The organism is Spirosoma arboris (assembly GCF_009754945.1).
In the GTDB taxonomy this organism is placed as follows: Bacteria; Bacteroidota; Bacteroidia; order Cytophagales; family Spirosomataceae; genus Spirosoma; species Spirosoma arboris.
Genome location: NZ_WPIN01000004.1, coordinates 225,430 through 244,189, shown reverse-complemented (window position 1 = coordinate 244,189; position 18,760 = coordinate 225,430). Strand labels below are relative to the sequence as shown.

The 18,760-nt window shown below is 48.2% G+C and carries 11 protein-coding genes; 10 read left to right on the top strand and 1 reads right to left on the bottom strand.

Annotation, left to right across the window (positions count from 1 at the left end; translation table 11 throughout):
• The first annotated feature begins 4 nt into the window (after window positions 1-4).
• Window positions 5-2,455, top strand: coding sequence for an ABC transporter permease (locus GO755_RS12150; protein ID WP_157585059.1), 2,451 nt, complete (start codon window positions 5-7; stop codon window positions 2,453-2,455).
• 222 nt (window positions 2,456-2,677) lie between these two features.
• Here the strand turns inward: GO755_RS12150 and GO755_RS12145 are convergent, their stop codons facing one another.
• Window positions 2,678-3,694, bottom strand: a complete 1,017-nt coding sequence (locus tag GO755_RS12145) for a glycoside hydrolase family 43 protein (protein WP_157585057.1) — start codon at window positions 3,692-3,694, stop codon at window positions 2,678-2,680.
• A gap of 220 nt (window positions 3,695-3,914) precedes the next feature.
• Between GO755_RS12145 and GO755_RS12140 the strand changes: the two genes are divergently transcribed.
• The 9 genes from GO755_RS12140 (at window position 3,915) to GO755_RS12105 (ending at window position 18,696) form a co-directional block, all read left to right on the top strand.
• Entirely contained in the window at window positions 3,915-5,015 is a 1,101-nt protein-coding gene (locus GO755_RS12140) for a DUF2911 domain-containing protein (RefSeq protein ID WP_157585056.1), read from the top strand.
• Window positions 5,016-5,096: 81 nt separating this feature from the next.
• A complete protein-coding gene (locus GO755_RS12135; protein ID WP_157585054.1) occupies window positions 5,097-7,523 on the top strand; it encodes an ABC transporter permease in 2,427 nt (808 codons plus the stop codon).
• Window positions 7,524-7,604: 81 nt separating this feature from the next.
• Entirely contained in the window at window positions 7,605-10,037 is a 2,433-nt protein-coding gene (locus GO755_RS12130) for an ABC transporter permease (protein WP_157585052.1), read from the top strand.
• A gap of 123 nt (window positions 10,038-10,160) precedes the next feature.
• A complete protein-coding gene (locus GO755_RS12125) occupies window positions 10,161-10,685 on the top strand; it encodes a hypothetical protein (protein WP_198174819.1) in 525 nt (174 codons plus the stop codon).
• A gap of 309 nt (window positions 10,686-10,994) precedes the next feature.
• Entirely contained in the window at window positions 10,995-13,430 is a 2,436-nt protein-coding gene (locus GO755_RS12120; RefSeq protein WP_157585051.1) for an ABC transporter permease, read from the top strand.
• Window positions 13,431-13,571: 141 nt separating this feature from the next.
• Window positions 13,572-15,089 (top strand): purple acid phosphatase family protein, encoded by a 1,518-nt coding sequence (locus GO755_RS12115; RefSeq protein ID WP_227686937.1) that lies wholly within the window; start codon window positions 13,572-13,574, stop codon window positions 15,087-15,089.
• An 8-nt stretch (window positions 15,090-15,097) separates the two neighbouring features.
• Complete coding sequence (locus GO755_RS41430) at window positions 15,098-15,361, top strand: hypothetical protein (protein WP_227686936.1); 264 nt, start codon at window positions 15,098-15,100, stop codon at window positions 15,359-15,361.
• 215 nt (window positions 15,362-15,576) lie between these two features.
• Window positions 15,577-17,928, top strand: coding sequence for an ABC transporter permease (locus GO755_RS12110; RefSeq protein ID WP_157585049.1), 2,352 nt, complete (start codon window positions 15,577-15,579; stop codon window positions 17,926-17,928).
• Window positions 17,929-17,997: 69 nt separating this feature from the next.
• Window positions 17,998-18,696 carry a DoxX family protein gene (locus GO755_RS12105; protein WP_157585047.1) on the top strand — a complete coding sequence of 233 codons (699 nt, stop codon included), beginning with the start codon at window positions 17,998-18,000 and terminating at the stop codon, window positions 18,694-18,696.
• Window positions 18,697-18,760 lie beyond the last annotated feature (64 nt).

Here is an 18,760-nt window from a genome sequence, read left to right as displayed (position 1 = left end):
TCCTATGCTCCTCAACTACCTCAAAATCGCCTATCGAAACCTGCTTCGGCAAAAAGGGTTTTCGCTGATTAACATCGTTGGCCTGACCGTTGGGCTGACGTGCTGTTTTCTCATTCTGCTGTTTGTCCGGCACGAACTCAGCTATGATACGTTCCAGCAGAAATACGACCGCATTTATCGCGTGACCTACCTGCCCAAATTCGCGGGTCTTGAACAGCCACTGGCTTTAACGCCACCACCAGCCGCACCCTTGTTGCCTGCTAATTTTTCAGAGATCGAAACGTCGGCCCGGCTTGTTCGATACAGCGCGACGATTGAAGTTGCCGACGCTCGTCCGGATCAGCACGTCAAATACGATGAGGAACGCTTCTTCTTCGGCGACTCAACTTTGTTGGACATTTTCACCTTTCACTTCCGGCAAGGAAATCCGCATACGGCACTGAAGGATAAATTCACCGTTGTGATCACCGATGACATAGCGACCAAATATTTCGGCAAGGAAAATCCGCTTGGAAAAACGCTGCTGTACGAAGGCAAGCATCCATTACGGGTAACGGGCGTGGTCGATAAATTTCCCGACAATTCGCACGTCCACATCGACTTACTCTCGAATTACGAGACGATGTATGCCACCGAAAGTGAGGCTGTTCGGCAGAATCTCGCACAAAACTGGGTTATTTCGCATGGCTATACGTATGTGTTGCTGCGCCCCGGAAAATCGGCCGAAACGGTTAACGCTCGGTTCCCACAGTTTCTACTGACCCACGCGACCAAGCAATACGCCAAAGACATTGTGTATGCGCTGGAACCTCTGCGCGACATTCATCTGCGCTCTAACGCCCAGAATACACCCGAACCGGCTGGCAGCATGACGTACCTCTACGTGTTCATCGGCATTGCGCTGATGACGTTGCTCATTGCCTGCATCAACTTCGTGAATCTGTCGACAGCTCGATCATTGAAGCGAGCCAAGGAAGTCGGCATTCGGAAAGTATTGGGCAGCGAGAAACAGCAACTCATTGCGCAGTTCATTGGTGAGTCAATGCTTCTTAGCGTCGTTGCTCTATTCTTCTCCCTCATCCTGATCAGCGTTCTCTTACCCGTACTGAACAACCTGACAGGGAAAAGTCTGACCCTGAGTTATCTGTTATCAGATGGTTGGCTACTCGTACTCTTTGTTGGAGTGGCTTTACTGACGGGCTTACTATCGGGTAGTTATCCAGCCTTTTTTGTATCGAACTTTCAGCCGATTGCGACGTTAAAAGGAAGTTTTGTTAGCGGAAAAGCCAAAGGTGGTGCTGTTCGGCAAGTGCTACTGGGCGTACAATTTGTGGCGTCGATTGCCTTGATTATCGGAACATTAGTCGCGTTTCAGCAGCTTGATTATATGCAGAATCGGCCACTGGGATTCGACAAAACGTTCATGATCACGGCGAATACGCGGAATGATAAAATCACCAATGTGTTCGCCAATCGAAACGACAGTACGTATTTGCGGCTGCGAACCTTCCGGGAAATTCTGCTCAGCAATCCGCATATTCAACAGGTAACACTGGCAAACCGGCAAATGGGCGATGGAGCTATTCGGCGGAATGTGGTGCCAGAAGGGCATAAGCCCGATGACAATCTGTTTATCGGTACGGTTGCCGTCGACCATAATTTTGCCCAGACCTATGGGTTGAAATTTGTAGCGGGTCGCGATTTTTCTGAAGCCTACCCAACGGATAAAACGGCTGCGTTTCTGATCAATGAAACTGGCGTAAAGCAATTCGGCTGGAAATCCCCGACTGAAGCGATTGGCAAATCGATCAATCTGGAAGGCAAAGACGGCAAGATTGTGGGTGTTCTGAAAGATTTCCACAACCAGTCTTTACTAGACCCCATCGAAGGCTTGCTCGTTTCGGTTGACCAGCCTCGTTTATCCTTGTTTTCGATCAAAATTCAGGCGCAGGACAAAGCCGAAACGCTGAAATTCATCCAGCAGGAATGGGATAAATATTTCCCCGAAAAAGGCTTTAGCTATCAGTTTCTGGATGAGCGGCTGGCGCAGTTATACGAACGAGAACAACGCTTAAGCAAGCTCATTGGCTACTTTGCCGGATTGGCCATTCTGCTTTCCTGCCTGGGTTTATACGGACTCGTATCGCTCGTAACACAACAGAAAACCAAAGAAATAGGCATTCGAAAAGTGCTGGGTGCATCAGTGTCAAGTATCGTTAGCCTATTGTCCAAAGACTTCGTTATTCTGGTGCTGGTTGCGCTTGTCATTGCTTCGCCACTAGCCTGGTGGGCCATGAATAAATGGCTGGCTGGATTCACCTACAAAATTGACATCGAATGGTGGATGTTCGCACTGGCAGGTGTTCTAACCGTTCTGGTTGCCTTATTAACTGTGAGCTTCCAGAGCATCAAAGCTGCCTTGATGAACCCAGTGAAGAGTTTACGGAGTGAGTAGCAGGGGACGCCAATTTGAGCTTAGCAAATCCTAATACGAATTATAGATACTCTGATCCCGAAGGGATTGCATGTTTATAGAAAACTAATCTGATTATCAATCGCATGCCGAAGGTATGCCACTGGATTCCATGTTGCATACCTTCGGCATGCTGGCCCAAGGATACCATTATTTCGGTCTATAAACATGAGATGCCTACGACATCAAAAGCATGCCAATTTACTAAGGCCTTTCCTTCTGCCATTGTATGGCTACCTTCCCGGCTTTAACCTCCAACGGTAACCACACGTATCGCGAATCTGGAAGGTTGGTTTTAGTCCATCTGTCGGCCATGAACAGGAACTTGCCCCGCCTGGCATCAAGCGGAACAACATATGTGCTCTGCGATTGATATGTCGTTTCAGCATTGGGGCCAACGCAGGGGTTCTCCTGTGTCGTCCACTTCCCCAACGGCGAATCGGCAACAGCAACCGACGCCGGATTAGGGCTCCAGCCTGTACAATCGGAGGTGATTAAGTAGTACTTTCCTTCCTGTTTAAACAAGGCTGGAGCTTCACGCCGTTTATTTTCCAGAATGCGGATATAACGATTGGTTGGTTTCAGGTAATCGTCTGATAACAGATCGATATGCATCGTATTGTTATTTTCGGATGCGTGAACCAGATACGCTTTTCCGTCATCGTCCTGAAAAACGGTCATATCCCGTGAATCATGGCCGTTGGGCTTCATACTGCCCAGATAGCGAAACGGGCCGGTCGGTTTATCACTTACTGCTACGCCTGCGTGCGCATAGCTATAATCCTTATGGTCAATGTGCATCCATAGCACAAACTGGCCTGTTTTCTGGTTGTAAATCACCTTTGGGCGCTCGATGACTTGGCTGGTATCCAGATCATTCTGGCGATTAGTTGTCGTTGCTGACAGCACGACTCCTTCGTATTTCCAGGCTTTCAGATCTTTCGATGAATAGCAGGAAATACCCCCAGCGGGTACACGGTAACACTCCCAGTTCTGGTTGGGAACGAGCCAGGTTTTTCCTTTTTTGATTTCGCCAAACCAGTAATACGTTCCCTTGTGAACCAGCATACCGCCACCATGCGCATTGATAAAATGGCCATCGGTGTCTTTCCACAAACCGGCCTGTTCAATAGAATTTTTAGTAGGTTGTTTCCTGGGCTGCGCTACGAGTAGCCCGCTAAAAAGGGTTAGAAAAAAGAGACTGTTGAGTGCGGTTTTCATAGATTGTAAAGATAGTGGTTTGTCTTTCGACGCACGTTCTAGATTGGCCTCGCCTGGTGAGAACGTGCGTACTGAACGCGTGTCCGTAGCTGTACGCTTCCTGTCCAATTTCGGACAGTCACGCACCAAAGTCCGGATCTAATTTACTAACAATAAGCCCGTTATCTTTTCGGTACAACATTTGGGGTAATTTAGTAGTAGCCTGCTCCCCATAAAAGCCATGCGCAATTTCGTCATTTTCATCGGCCTGCTATTTAGCTCCATTTTAAGCCATGCGCAATTGACTACGGCTCCGAGTGGTGGAAATAAAAAAGCATCGGTCTCGGAGCAAATTGGCCTCACAACGGTTACAGTTCATTATGATCGGCCGGGCGTGAAAGGTCGCGAAGGTAAAATATGGGGCACACCCATTGCACACTATGGCTTTCAGGACCAGGGTTACGGGCCAGGGCAACCCGCTCCCTGGCGAGCGGGTGCCAATGAAACAACTAACATTACTTTTTCGGATGATGTGCGGATCGAAGGTAAGCCGTTAGCTGCGGGTACGTATGGGCTGTTTATGAATCTTGGTGAACAGGAGACAACGGTTATTTTTTCAAAAATCGTTGTCTCGTGGGGCAGTTTTTACTACGACCCAGCTATGGATGTGTTGCGTGTGACCGTGAAAAATCAACCGCTCGACAAATCGGTAGAGTTGCTAACTTATTCATTTGTTAACCAAACCGATAGCTCGGCAGCAGTCGCTCTAACGTGGGAAAAACGGATGATTCCGTTCACAGTAAGCGTTGACGTAGTTGGTCAACAAATGGCTTCATTTCGACGGGAATTGCTCTCGAAACCGGGCTTTACATGGCAGTCGCTCGTGCAGGCCGCAACCTACTGTCTGGAAACCAATCACGATCTCAAACAGGGGCTGATTTGGGCGGATCAGGCCATCAATGCACGCTATGTCGGTCAGAAGAATTTCCAAACACTGAGTACAAAAGCGGCTATCCTGACTGCGCTCCATAAACCTGATGAAGCCACGGCGTTGATGACGGAAGCCATGCCAATGGGCAACATGAACGAATTACATCAATACGGTCGCAGTCTGCTCAATCAGAAACGCAATCAGGAGGCCTACGCCGTTTTTAAAACCAACTACGATAAAAACCCAAATCAGTTTACCACAAACATGGGGATGAGTCGGGCACTATTGGCCACTGGTAAACCCAAAGATGCTCTGCCTTATTTGCAGGCTGCGTTAGCTCAGGCACCCGACGCACAGAATAAAACCAATGTGGAGGCCATGATCAAGACTATTTCGGACGGGAAACTGTAGTACCGACCGCCAATGCGTCGGCCCGCCCAGTCGGCTTATAAAAATATTTAACACCCGACCGTCCCGGTCGGTATTACAACTATGCTAACGAACTATCTCAAAATTGCCTGGCGGACGCTCCGCAAACAACAGGGCTTTACGTTTATCAACATCTTCGGGCTGGCGGTTGGTCTAGCTTGTTGTATGCTCATCATGCTCTACGTGCTGGACGAGCTGAGCTTTGACCAATACAACGCAAAAGCCGACCGCATCTACCGCATTCAGACTCACCTCAAGTTCGGAGGCAACGACATGAATTTTGCCCTTTCACCCGACCCCATAGGCCCAACGCTAAAAAAAGACTATCCGCAGGTGGAGCAGTTTGTGCGGCTGCACCGAAGCGGAACGTGGTCGGTACGACGAACGGGTGAGCCAACGAGCCTTCGTGAAGACAATATCACCTTCGCCGATTCGACGCTATTCGATGTGTTCACGCTGCCACTTGTGTCGGGTGATCCAAAACGGGCGCTGGCCGAACCTAATACCGTGGTTATTAGCGAATCGGCAGCGAAACGGCACTTTGGCAATCAGAATCCGATGGGCCAGACGATGCTTTTCGACAACAACAAAACCTTTAAGGTGTCGGGGGTAATGCGCGATATGCCCCAGAACTCGCATTTCCGCAGCGATTTCTTCCTGACTATGCTCAACGATGACTATGAATGGGGGCAGTGGCTTAGCAATAACCATTATGCCTACATTTTACTTAAACCAGGTACCAACCCGGCTGTTTTTGCCAAAAACTTCGACACCATTATTGAAAAGTATATTGGCCCACAAGCGCTGCAAACGGTGGGTACAACTATGGAGCAGTTTCGGAAGGCTGGCAACGAGATCGGATACTGGCTCATTCCGCTTACCGACATTCACCTGTATTCCAAACAACAATACGAACTTGCCCCGAACGGCGATATTCAGTACGTCTATATTTTCTCGGCAGTAGCCCTGTTTATTCTGCTGATTGCCTGCATTAACTTCATGAACCTGGCAACGGCCCGCTCGGCTAAGCGGGCCAAAGAAGTGGGCGTTAGAAAGGTAATGGGTTCAGAACGTCAGCAACTGATTGGTCAGTTCATGACCGAATCAATTCTGACAACGGTGCTGGCTATGGTGCTGGCCCTGTTTATTGTGGCCGTTGCGTTGCCAGCTTTCAATGGCCTTGCAGCCAAAGAAATGAGCCTTCGTCAACTCGTATCTCCTTATTATTTGCCTTTGCTGGTCGCCCTCCCAATTGTTGTTGGCTTACTGGCAGGAAGCTATCCAGCCTTATTTCTGTCGTCCTTCCAGCCCATCACGGTGCTTAAAGGCAAGATAAATGTGAGTTTCAGAAGTGCCGGATTACGTAGTGGTCTGGTCGTTTTCCAGTTTATGATGTCGGTGATATTAATTGTGGGGACAATTATCGTATATCGTCAAATTACCTACATCCAGACCAAGAATGTGGGTTTCAATCGGAACCAGGTTCTGAGCGTCTTCGGCGTCTATTCGATCGGTAAGCAGGCCGAAACCTTTAAGCAGGAGGTACTCCGTATGCCGGGCGTTGTGAGTGGTAGTATTTCAGGTTATTTGCCAACACCCTCTAGCCGGAGCGATAATTCGTTCTTTGCCGAAGGTCAGTCAAATCTGAATCAGGGTATCAATATGCAGAACTGGGGCGTTGACTACGATTATCTGAAGACGATGGGTATGCAACTCGTGCAGGGCCGTGGTTTTTCACGCGATTTCGGTTCCGACTCGTCGGGAATAATTATAAATGAAGCCGCTGTGAAGGTATTAGGTTTCAAAGATCCGGTTGGTAAGCGCGTCTGGCGGTTTACTGACAATCAGGCTAAAAACCGAAAGACCTATACCATCCTCGGTGTGATCAAGAACTTCCATTTTGAGTCGCTCCGGCGCAACATCAGCGCGTTGTCTCTGGTGCTGGATTCCAATTCGGGAGCCGCTTCGTTCCGGCTTAGTAGCACAGATTTACCCGCAGTCGTAAAACAGATTGAAGCAAAATGGAAGCAGGTCGCTCCCGGACAGCCATTTAGTTACCAGTTTATGGACGACAGTTTCGATGAGATGTACCGGGCCGAGCAACGTATTGGTACCATCGCGTTAACTTTTGCCGCACTCGCCATTCTGATTGCCTGCCTCGGCCTATTTGGTTTGGCCGCTTTCATGGCCGAACAACGTACCAAAGAAATTGGTGTGCGGAAAGTATTGGGCGCTTCGGTTGGCAGCATCATTGGCTTATTGTCGAAAGATTTTCTGAAGCTGGTCTTCATTTCCATTATCATTGCCTCGCCTATCGCCTGGTACGCCATGAATCAGTGGCTCAGCGACTTCGCCTATAAAATTGACATCGAATGGTGGATGTTCGCCCTGGCGGGTATCCTGGCGGTTGGCATTGCCCTATTGACCGTCAGTTTCCAAAGCATCAAAGCCGCGCTGATGAATCCGGTGAAGAGTTTACGATCTGAATAAATGCGTGGAGCAGGGTGCGCGGAGCGGGGGCTAGCAAACCGTGCTCCACGCACCCTGCTCCACGCCAAATAATCATCCATTATGCTCACAAACTATCTTAAAATCGCTCTGCGGACGCTGAACAAGAACCGGGCGTATACGCTACTCAATATTGGCGGGTTAGCGACCGGTTTGGCCTGCTTTGCTTTTATTACCCTGTGGATCAGCAGCGAATGGAGTTACGACCGCTTCAATGAAAAAGCCGATCGGATTTATCGGGTAGCCTTAACGATTATCAACGAAACCGAAAGCTTCGATCAGGCAGTATCGTCGGTTCCCTTAGGGCCTAATCTGAAAAACGATTATCCTGAGATTGAAAACTATGTCCGCTTTGATCAGAACGACGCTATTGTCAAAAACGAAACGCAGCAATTTTACGAAGAAGGCATTTTACTGACCGACCCTTCCTTTTTTGACGTATTTAGTTACCGTCTCACACAGGGTAATCCGAAAACGGCCTTGCGCGATCCATATAGCCTCGTCCTGACCGAAAGTATGGCTAAGAAGTACTTCGGCAATGAAAATCCGATTGGCCACTCACTGACTATCTTACTCCATGATAGCACCGGTCGCGGGCTACCGTATAAAATCACGGGAGTGATGCCGGATGCCCCTAAGAATGCGCATATTACGTTCAACTTTTTAGCCTCGTTCGAGACCTTGATTGCCTCCGACCGGCGTCAATTTATGTCATCGGATGCCTGGGGAGAAAACAGTTATTATACGTATGTCCTGCTGAAGCCAGGTGTCGACTCAAAATCCTTAGCCAAAAAACTACCCCAATTCTATGAAAAGCACATTGCGCCGATCATGCGTAAATACAACGTTAGCGGCCGCACAGACTACACGCTGCAACCACTAACAGATATTTACCTTGGCTCGCATCGGCGGTATGAAATCGGCCCAACAAGCAGTCTGAATAACCTCTATATCTTCGGCACGGTGGGGTTATTTATTTTACTACTGGCGGGAATAAATTACATGAATCTGGCGACGGCCCGTTCGGTTCAGCGCGCTAAAGAAGTGGGCGTAAAGAAAGTGATCGGCGCCCTGAAAAGTCAGTTAGTGAGTCAATACCTGATCGAAGCGTTTGTCCTGGTTATCATTTCGTTCGTACTGTCGTTGGGCCTTTGCAAGCTTGTTGAACCTCTTTTTCAAGTTCTAACGGGCAAGGCTGTCTCTATTTCTACTTCTCCTGGTTTAGTGGGCTTTATGCTGGGCGTATCGTTACTGCTTGGGCTGTTGTCCGGGCTTTATCCAGCCTTTGTCATTTCATCCTACAAACCGACGACGGTGTTGAAAGGCTCTTTTTCAACCTCGGCTAAAGGCAACTGGCTGCGGCAGTCGCTGGTGATTTTACAGTTCACCATCACGGTGATTTTGCTAGTCGGCATCCTGGTGATACATGCCCAGATGTCATTCATACAGAACAAGGATTTAGGGTATTCAAAAGATGCGTTACTCACGCTGAATATCAATGGAGACCGCGACGTTGAAACCAAGATTGAAGCCTTTAAAAATGATGTGCTGGGCACTGGGCTGGTTAAAGGAATGACCACCTCAAGTAGTAATCTGGTGGGTGGTCTGGGCAATAACGGCATCAATACAATTGATAATCAGGGCAAGAAAATATCCACCAGTATGTACCGACTGGCGATTGATTACGACTACCTGAACGTAATGGGAATGAAGCTGATAGCCGGTCGGAATTTGTCCCGCGAATTTCCTGCCGATGCCCGAACCGACTCTACTCAGAATTATCTGCTTAACGAATCTGCCGTGAAGGCACTTGGCTGGAAAAGCCCTAATGACGCCATTGGCAAACCATTCGCGATGAGTAATAGGCAGGGAACTGTTGTCGGCATAGTCGGTGATTTTCATTTCAATTCGCTGCAACATAAAGTCGAACCACTGGCCATGCTTGTCCGTGGAGACAATTTTGCCCGCATCATCCTGAAACTCGATATGCAGCATCCGCAGGAGTCCATCGCCTGGGTCGAACGTCAATGGAAAACACACTTTCCAACGTCGTATCTGGACTATAGTTTCCTGGATAAAAAGCTCAATGGGCAGTACCAGGCCGAGTCTCGCTTCGCTACCATTTTCTTTTATTTCTCACTGCTAGCGGTGCTAATCGCTTGCCTAGGCTTGTACGGCTTAACCGCTTTCGCAACCCAACAGCGCACGAAAGAAATTGGCGTGCGGAAAGTCCTGGGCGCATCGGTCACTAGCATTTTGACCTTACTCTCCAAAGATTTCCTAAAACTGGTTCTGATCGCTACCGTCATTGCTTCCCCGCTGGCTTGGTACGCTATGAACCAGTGGCTCAAGGGCTTTGCCTACAAAATCGACATCCAATGGTGGATGTTCGCCCTGGCGGGTTTACTAGTGGTTGGCGTTGCTTTATTAACTGTAAGTTTCCAAAGTGTCAAAGCCGCGTTGATGAATCCTGTGAAGAGTTTGCGAAGTGAATGATGCGATGGCCCGGCCTTGCGCCATCAGAGCCATCCGATTCGGTGGTTAGTAAAGGTCTTCTGGGATATTCTAGTATGGAGTCAGAATCGTTGGCTATACTATCATTGTTTCGTAAATTCGTAAGTGAATACACAACAGCAGCCAGGGCTTAGTTTCGAGATCGATAAGCTAACAAACTCAATTGAGAACACGCTTACGGGCGAAGTTTTCGATACCGAAATTGTTAAGCTTATAGATGGAGACAAAAAGTACGTTCGAAAAGCAGATTGGGAATTCAATTGGCATAAAGAACTGAAAGACGAAACGAAGGCAGTTTATAAACTTACAACCGTCAATAATCCACTCATTATTCAAGGACTTTTAAGCATCGAAGATAAGCAAGATCACATTTTCATGCACCTGATTGAAAGTGCGCGATTCAACAAAGGGAAGAACAAGGCATATTATGGTGTTCCCGGAAATCTTGTTGCATATGCCTGCAAAGTTTCCGTTGACAAAGGATATGAAGGTTTTCTGGCTTTCGATGCTAAATCAGCTCTTATCAAGCATTATCAAGAATCACTTCACGCAACGCATTTTCGCGGATTACGTATGTTTATTGAAACCAGGGCTGCTCTGCGCCTGATTGCCCAATACTTTAAAAGCTAAACAGATGGGAATTATTAAAGAACCGAAGTATATAGATTTATCAACAAAGTCGGAACCCTGGACAGAACAGGAACTTGCCGACTTTAGACAAATCATGCAAGCCATTAAAACGAAAAACGCCAAACATAGAGAGAGGACGGTTCGGCTTAAAAATAAGATCCAAGCTTCCAAAGTGTCAAAGCCGCGTTGATGAATCCTGTGAAATCGCTTCGGTCTGAGTAAATTGCGGGGAGTGTGGAGCATGGTGCTCGGTGGGCCGTCGTTACGGAAAACCGTGCACCCTGCTACACTCAAATAAGCCCTCTCCCCATGATCCAAAACTATTTCAAAATTGCCTGGCGATCGATTCGTCAACAGCGGTCATATAGCCTGCTCAACATTACCGGATTAGCTCTGGGTCTGGCTACCTGCGGATTACTAATTCAGTACGTCCGGTTTGAGCAGAGTTACGATCAGGTAGCGGTTGATCCGACTACCGCTGATGACAAATCCATTTATCGGGTGGAAACTCTGTTTTATGGGGCAGGGCATAAATCGGAGCACTGGGCGACAAGCACCAACGGCTTTGCTCCGGCTATGAAAGCGAATTTCCCGGAGGTGGAAAGTTTTACGCGGATTGTCTGGCGAAATGCGGAGCGGGTTGTTCGCTACGAAAATCAGAAGTTTCGCGAGCCGCACGTCTGCCTGGTCGACTCCAACTTCTTTACGTTTTTCGCCTACCCGGTGGTGCTGGGTGATCGCAAGACATTTCTGAACGAACCGAACTCCGTAGTGCTGTCAGAATCGGCGGCTCACAAGTATTTTGGCACGCAGAATCCACTGGGAAAAACGCTCGAAATTAGTACCCGTTCGCAGAAGCTGACCTGTCAGGTTACCGGCGTTTTCGCAGATTTGCCCGTTAACTCGACTATGCAGTTTACCATGCTGATTTCGGGTAAAACCGCTCCTCCACGCACCTGGCATTTCTGGTATCAGCATTCCAGCTATACGTTCGTTCAGCTCAAACCTAACACCGATCCGATTCGGGTAGAGGCCAAATTTCCGGCACTGGCCGAAGGGTACAAAACCGAGTCGACGATGCGGGATGTTACATGGGGCATTCAGTTAGTACCGCTTAGTGACCTGCATCTAAACCCAGCTACACCAAACGAAGTTGAAGTCAAAGGAAACCGGACAGCCGTTGATTTCCTATCTATTATTGCCCTCGTTATTCTGCTGATAAGTTGGGTGAACTACAGCAACTTAACCACGGCTCGGGTGATGTATCGAGCCAAAGAAGCGGGCGTTCGGCGGATGATCGGCTCGTCGCGACGAATGCTGCTATTCCAGTTTGTAGTCGAATCACTACTCATACACACGATTGCGCTGGCGTTGGCCATACCAATGGTGATCATTGCCTCGCAGCTGCTCCCCGATTCGCTGCATTTACATTCGGCGCAGCATGTGTGGGCAGACCCGCTCGTGATTTTCGGGTTTCTGGCACTTTGGCTGGTGGGTATCGTGTTGACGGGTGTTTATCCGGCAACCGTATTGCTACGGGCATCGCCAGCATCGGTACTGAAAGGGCGCTTCCGATTTTCGGGCACGGAGCGGTCGTTTCGGCAATCGCTGGTTGTTGTTCAGTTTGTTATTTCGGTGATTTTATTGGTCAGTACGCTCGTCGTTTATCGGCAGACGGCCTACATGATGAGCCAGCGTCCAGGCGTACTAACTGATCAGACCGTTGTGCTCAAATCGCCCGTCAATACCAGCGATTATGCCGGTAAAATCGAGTTATTAAAGAAACGAATTGATGCGCTGGCAGGTGTATCCAACGTGACGGGTTCGGGCTCTGTGCCCGGCAAAGAAGTAGGTCAGTTTCTAGCCAATCGCCGATTCGAAGCTAGCCCCGCCGATAATAAACTCGTTGAAATGCTAAAGGTCGACTTTGACTTCATACCGACTTATGGGTTGCGATTACTAGCCGGACGCGGTTTCGACAAAACCCGCCCCGCCGACTCAACAGCGTTGGTGCTCAATGAATCGGCAGTAAAACTGTTCGGATTTACGTCCAGCGAACAGGCAATAGGTCAGAAAATAGCGTTAGAAACAACGCCCAATCAGGCCAGTGAAATTATTGGCGTGGTGAAGGATTATCATCAGCAATCACTACATCAGCCATTTACGCCAATTATGCTATTCATGGACCCGGCCTTTAGCTGGATTCCCACGAATTATTATTCGATCAAATTCCGTACAGATAACCCGCATCAATTATTGGGACAGATCGAGACCATTTGGGGATCATTGTTTCCAGAATCGTCGCTGGACTACTTCTTTCTGGATGCATTTTACGGGCAGCAATATCAGTCGGATAAACAATACGGCCTCCTGTTCAGCATCTTTTCGGCCCTCGCCATCTTTATTGCCTGCCTGGGTCTATTTGGATTAGTAACCTTCAGCGCCCAGCAACGTACCAAAGAAATTGGTGTGCGCAAAGTGCTGGGTGCATCGGTTGCCAGCATCGTAGCGCTCCTCTCCCGCGACTTCCTGAAACTGGTATTTATCGCCATCGTCTTGGCATCACCGCTGGCCTGGTGGGCCATGAACAAATGGCTCGCCGATTTCGCCTACAAAATCGACATTGAGTGGTGGATATTCGCTCTAGCGGGTTTATTAGCTGTGGGCATTGCACTTTTGACAGTCAGTTTCCAAAGCATCAAAGCAGCTTTAATGAATCCGGTGAAGTCGTTGAGAAGTGAGTGATGCGATGGCTCAAGGCTGGAGCCTTGCGCCATCGCGCACCAAGTCACAAATAATTAACAGTCAGCAGATAGCCTTTGCTGGGCGGCTGGGCGTACTACTGGGTAGTAATCTACTTTTGATTCTACCCAACTAGTTGCTTACATGAAATTTTCTGGCCCTTTTCTTTTCCTGTTGCTGGTTCTATTTTCCGCCTTTACGGATCGGGACAAGCCACAATCCAAACCCGGCGTTAAAGTCGTGATGGATGGCGTTGTCACCCGTTTGTATAAAACCTACCAGCCTCAACAACTCGATACAATTCAACAGGATTTCGTGCTTTCCTTTCTGACGAATCAGGAAAAAAAGATACTGGCAACGCAGTACTGGACGTTCCGAACCAACGTTCCGGTTGTCGTTTCGCTGATGCGGGATCAGGCGCAGAAAGTTCTTCCATTCTGGCTAAAAGACAGTGGATTTCGTAAGACTGAACTGATCGTCAAAAATGAAGAATACACCTATGAAGTTTGGCAAAGAACGTATGAAGCTGGTGTAGTGTCGTTAGGGATCAATGGATTCGATAAACACCGCCCAGTCTATTTCATCAGCGTGAAAGCTCAGCGTCCAGGCGATGCGCTACGTATCTCGCCTATTTTCCCGGCTCATCAAACATTTACTACGTTTCAAAAAGGCGCCTTTACGTACCACGATTGGAGCGATCTGACGCTTTCAGAAGTACCTGAATCCTTACGCGGCCAGACCTTGTTTCAAACGATTCGGGGTAGAGCGCGAGAGGCCCACTTAGTAGGCGCTTTCCGCCGAACCAAATTTCCGGCTACAACCCAGCCCGACCAGATCCTGCTTACCTGGAGTGGCAACCCTGCCACAACCCAGGATATCCAATGGCGAACAACCGCATCGGTACCGAATGGTAGTATCAAATACTGGCAGAAAGGCAGTCGCGATACGCTGGTTAAAGCGGCTACGCTCAATAAAATGGAAGATCGGCTCTTGCAAAATGATCGATACGCGCATCGGTTTACGACGCAGCTAACGGGACTAAAGCCTGGTAAAACCTATGACTATCAAATAGGTTCACCCAAAGGCGGCTGGTCTTCTGTGGCTTCTTTCCAGACGCAATCCACTACGAATGAGGGCTTTTCGTTTATCTGGTTTGGGGATACGCACAAATCACCTGTTTTTGGCGAGATGGCTCAACAGACACTTACCCGCCATCCCAATATTGCTTTTTACTCGATAGCAGGGGATTTAGTCAGTACGGGTTTGCACCGGGATGAGTGGGATGAATTATGGCAGTATTCGGGAACAACGTTCCAATCTAAACCGCTGTTGCCCATTCCCGGAAATCACGACAGTCAGGATGGTTTGGGCGCGTGGATGTATCAGCAGATGTTCAGTTTACCCCACAATGGCCCGAAACACCCCGAAGTGCCTGATGAGCAGACCTACGCTTTCCGCTATAAAAATGCGCTCTTCTTAATGATTGATGCGACGGCTCCCATCGAAGCACAAACGGCGTGGATTCAACAACAACTCGCTCAATCCAAAGACGATTGGAAGTTTATGTTTTTCCATTTTCCACCCTACACGTTTGAAGAAGATTACGCCGATATTCGGAAAGCCTGGGGCCCTGGGGCCCACTCATCGACCAATATCACGTAGATATGGTCATGAGCGGTCACGTGCATTATTACATGCGCTCCAAACCCATGCACGGCGGAAAAGACGTAGCAACGCCCACTCAGGGAACAATCTATACTATCTCCATCGGTATCCCCAGCGAGCACGAAATCTGGCCCGACGAACCCTACGCGGCCCTCCGTTACAAAAACGGCCCCTTTTACCAGTTGATGGATATTCAGGGCAAAAAGCTGACGTATACGGTTTATGACAAAGATGGAAAGGTAAAGGATGAACTGGTGATCTCGAAGTAGAAGCCTGTTTAAAGATTTCCTTTTATAGAAACGGCTAAGCTGCTTTTTGTCATTTCGACGCAGGAGAAATCTCGAGTTTTGTAATAGTCAAGCTTGAGATTTCTCCTGCGTCGAAATGACAAAAAGCCTCCCATTTACGCTCGGCTTAACTATTTTTAACAACCTGAAAAACAACCTTTCACGCAACTTACAACTCTACGTAAGAAACGTGAATTATGCTCACAAACTACCTCAAAATTGCTCGTCGCAATCTCTGGCACAACAAACTCTATACTGGTTTAAATGCCGGAGGGTTGGCCGTTGGTCTGACCGCTTGCCTGCTCATGTTTCTGTACGTGAAGCATGAATTTACCTACGACAGTTTTCACGCAAATACCGACCGTATCGTCCGGGTTACCACAAACCTGACAACGCCCGATGCCCCCATGTCGGTAGCTGCCTGTCCCATTTTACTGGCCAGCACCTTGAAACGGGATTACCCAGAGGTTGAAACAGCCGCCCGGTTTGAACCAGTGTCAGCAACGATTCGGTATGGGACTGAATTGCTCAATGAACCCAATGTGTACTATTCCGACCAAGAGACTTTCTCCGTGTTCACCTACCCGTTCGTCGCAGGGAATGCAGCACAGGCATTGACCGAGCCAAACACTGCGGTTGTTACGGAGAGCTTTGCCCGGAAACATGCTGGGCGAATTGACATCGTTGGCAAATCGTTCTTGTGCAATAAAAAACTGTATCGGATCACGGGTGTTATGGCCGATTTACCGTCGAATGCCGACATGAAAATCAACGCATTGTTAGCAAAGGATTTCACGACGTCCACCACCTGGCTAGGCGAAGATTTCCCTACGTACACGTTCGTTTTGTTTCGGCAAACGCCCGATTTAAACGCCTTCGAAAAGAAACTGGCCTTACTCAGCAAACGAGATATTCAACCGGAATTCAAGAAAATGGGTGCCGAGGGTTACGCGGTTGTTTTCCAGACAGAGTTGCTAAAAGACGTACACTTTAGTCAGGGAAAAATGGCCGATATGCCGAAGGGCAATAAACAATATGGGTACCTGTTTCTGTTCCTGGCCGTTTTTGTACTGGCAATTGCGTTGCTCAACTATATCAATCTGTTGACGGCCAGAGCCACTGGACGAGCTAAGGAAGTGGGCGTTCGAAAAGCCAGTGGCGCGTTACGTCAACAGTTAGTTGTCCAGTTTTTGTTTGAGTCGTTTCTGTTGAGTTTGCTATCAGTTGTTTTGGCGATAGCCTTGCTCGAAGTGAGTCTCCCGTTTTTCAACGACCTGCTTCAAATTCAGCTCGACATTTCCTGGCGCGAGGGACTTTTGATGGCCGCAATTGCCGGAACCTGCACTACCTTGCTTGGTGGCCTGTACCCGGCATTCGCCTTATCTGGCTATAACACGGCGACGGTATTGCGCAGACAATCAGTAAGCTTGGGGCGAGGAATCGGGCTTCGGCAAGCGATAACGGTATTCCAGTTTGTGCTGGCGGTAGGCATGATTGTGGGCGTACTCGTGGCACACAATCAGATGAATTACCTGCAACACCTTGATCTGGGGTTCACCAAAGAGCAGGTGTTGACGGTACACCTCCCCGACGATTCGCTGGCCAGAACTTCTGGGTATGCACTCGCCAATACGTTGCGCCAACGAACTGAAATCAAGGATGCATCGCTTGGCTCAGGCATTCAACCCGACGCCTTTCTGGCTACAGGAACAACCTTTTTTCAATCGGCAGGTAAAAAACGGGAAATTATGGGCAGTTACTTATCTATTGATGAGCGTTTCCTACCGTTGATGCACATGAAACTGGCAAGTGGCCGGAACGTTACTGCATCAGAAGCCGATAAAAACGGCGCATTTCTGGTCAACGAAGCCTTTGTGAAGCAGGCAGGTTGGCAACAGGCCATTGGGCAACCGATGGAAGGATTTATGCACAAGGGCAAGGTTGTTGGCGTGGTTAAGAACTTCAACTATCGTTCCCTGCACACCGCCGTTGAACCATTAATATTGATTTTCAATACGTTTCCACCGGCCAACCTGACACTAAAAATGAAGCCGAAGCATTTGCCATTGGTACAAGCCTCCTGGAAGCAACACTATCCAAACTCTCCTTTCGACTACACGTTTATGGACGCGTCCTTTGATGCCCAATATCGAAAAGATAAGCTCATGATGACTCTATTTAATGGGTTTGCGTTGCTGACCATTCTGGTTTCCTGCCTAGGCCTATTCGGTTTGGCGACTTACTCCGCTGAGCAACGTACTAAAGAAATCGGCGTCCGCAAAGTATTGGGTGCCAGCGTCATGAGCATCGTAACACTGCTATCGAAAGACGTATTGAAACTGGTCTTGATCGCCATCGTCATTGCCTCTCCCCTGGCCTGGTACGCCATGAACCAATGGCTCGCCGACTTCGCCTATAAAATTGACATAGCGTGGTGGATGTTTGCTTTAGCGGGTTTTGTGGCAGTAAGTATTGCATTGCTGACGGTTAGTTTCCAGAGTGTAAAAGCCGCCTTGATGAATCCGGTGAGGAGTTTGCGGAGTGAGTAGTCTTTGTTTTTTTGGATGTTAGCGGCAAGTAAAAAGATGCCTCAACCATAAACACAGACACCATTCAGTATGTCGAATAAACTCGAGTCCTATTATTATGAGGCAAAGGGCAACAAATGGTATCACTACTTTGCCGTTTTTTGTCGCCTGGCTTTGGCTGTTGCCTGGGTAATTTCAGGCTATGTGAAAATTTCAGGGGAACGCTTTGCCGCTGGCTTATCCCATAATCACCCATTGGGACAATATTTTGATGCGTTACTGAATACCGGTTACTACTATACATTTATTGGGATTGGGCAAGTAATCGTTGCCATCCTATTACTCATTCCGAGGACTGCGCTTATTGGTGCTATTAGCAGCTTCCCGATTATCCTTAATATTTGTGTGCTCACCTATTCCGTTCGGTTTGAAGGCACTCGTGCAGCAACATTTATGCTATTGGCCAATTTATTTTTATTGTGTTGGGACTATGATCGTCTAAAATCTATTCTACCATTCCAAGCTAACGTAATGAAAGAAAACCCCTTAAAAAGCAAATTTCCATTTCTGTTTTTTGGCGGTGTCGTGGCAACGCTTGCAGCGGTTATCGTTTTAAACAATATCATGTACGACATCAGACCAGGCAACTCCCCAGCGGAATGCTGGAATGGATGTCCTGGCAATAGCGATCCAAAAGCTTGTGAAGAATTTTGTGATTGTATTCATAACAAGGGCAAACCGCTTGGCAAATGTTTAGAAGCATATGATAAAGGCAGTAGAAAAAGATAAGAAAGATAGTTAGTTAGAAGACGACACTTGACAAATAGACTGTCGCTAATATCGTATTGGCAGC